This is a genomic window from Mucilaginibacter sp. UYNi724 (genome assembly GCF_054057495.1).
In genome coordinates this window covers 1-1,352 of sequence record NZ_JBSRZI010000035.1, presented here as the reverse complement: position 1 = coordinate 1,352, position 1,352 = coordinate 1, and the positions used below count along the sequence as shown (strand labels likewise).

The following is a 1,352-nucleotide window of genomic DNA, read 5'->3' as shown; positions in this document are numbered from 1 at the left end:
TGTCTCGTCCTGAAAAAAGTTGACTAATAAATGGTCAACAAAATGAGTTACAAGGTAGTTAAAGTAAAAGGTGAAGCCTCGCATTTAAAGTATAGTGAGGCTTTCAGACGCTCGGTGGTAGCCGAGTATGAGCGGGGGCTATTGAACAAAGACCAGATTCAAGCCAAGTATGGCATAAAAGGCAACTCCCGGGTATTGGAATGGTGCCGCAGGTATGGTAAATTGCACTACCCAAAGGCAAGAGCATTGGGCCGCCCCATGAAAGACCCACAGAAACAACGTATTAAAGATCTGGAGACGCAGTTAGCGGATGCTAAACTAAAGTTGGTTGCTTATGAAAAGCTGATCGAGATCGCTGAACAAGAAGAAGGGATCAGCATCTTAAAAAAAGACGAAGCCAAACGATCCGTGAGCTTGCCAGAACCTACCCAAGAAAAGTAAGTTTGTTCTGTGAGTTGTTTGGCTATAGCAAACAAGCTTATTATAAGGCTCAAACCCAACATCATTCAGTAGTAAACAAACAACAGCGAGCCAAAGCCTTAGTGCTTGGCGTGCGCCGACAGATGCCACGGCTGGGAACCCGAAAGTTGCATCATCTGCTGAAAGGGGAACTTGGTATCGGCAGAGACAAGTTGTTTCAATTGCTAAAGATCGAAGGGCTATTGGTTGGTAAAAGAAGGCGATATACCGTTACTACTAACTCGAAGCACTGGATGCGCAAATATCCTAACCTGATCAAGGGTGTAGAACTTGTGCGCCCCGAACAAGTATGGGTAGCTGATATTACTTATATCGATACAAATGAAGACGGCCATGGATACCTGCACTTGATCACCGATGCCTATTCCAAGCAAATCATGGGGTATGAACTATGCGGAAACATGGAGGCAGTATCTACATTAAAAGCTTTGCAAATGGCAATAGCGAACAGGAAATATAATGACCAGGCACTCGTCCACCATTCGGACAGAGGATTACAGTATTGCAGCAAGCTTTACACGGACTACCTAAAAGGCAACCATATCACTATCAGTATGACAGAGAATGGCGACCCATATGAGAATGCCATTGCCGAACGTGTGAACGGGATTCTTAAAGACGAGTTTGGTTTATCAGAACAACTAAATAATATTAACGAAGCAATGCATCAAACGGCTCAAAGCATTAAGATTTATAACAACAGCAGGCCGCATCTGAGCTGCCATATGTTAACACCTGTTCAGATGCATCAGCAAAAAGAAATTAAACTAAAGTCCTACAACAAAAAAGCTCAAACATCTTTGGTGAATGTTTGAGCTTTTTTATCAATGTTTGTGTAATCAAAAACAGTCAACCTATTTCAGGACTACTCA

General features: G+C 42.8%; 1 protein-coding gene. It reads left to right on the top strand.

The genetic code is table 11. The annotated features are described in order from the left end of the window. The first annotated feature begins 42 nt into the window (after positions 1 to 42). Positions 43 to 1,295 (top strand): IS3 family transposase gene (locus ACVW0P_RS22180; RefSeq protein ID WP_457134008.1). Its coding sequence is split into 2 segments (ribosomal slippage): positions 43 to 391 and positions 391 to 1,295, totalling 1,254 coding nucleotides; the frame shifts between segments, so codons are not numbered across the junction. Positions 1,296 to 1,352 lie beyond the last annotated feature (57 nt).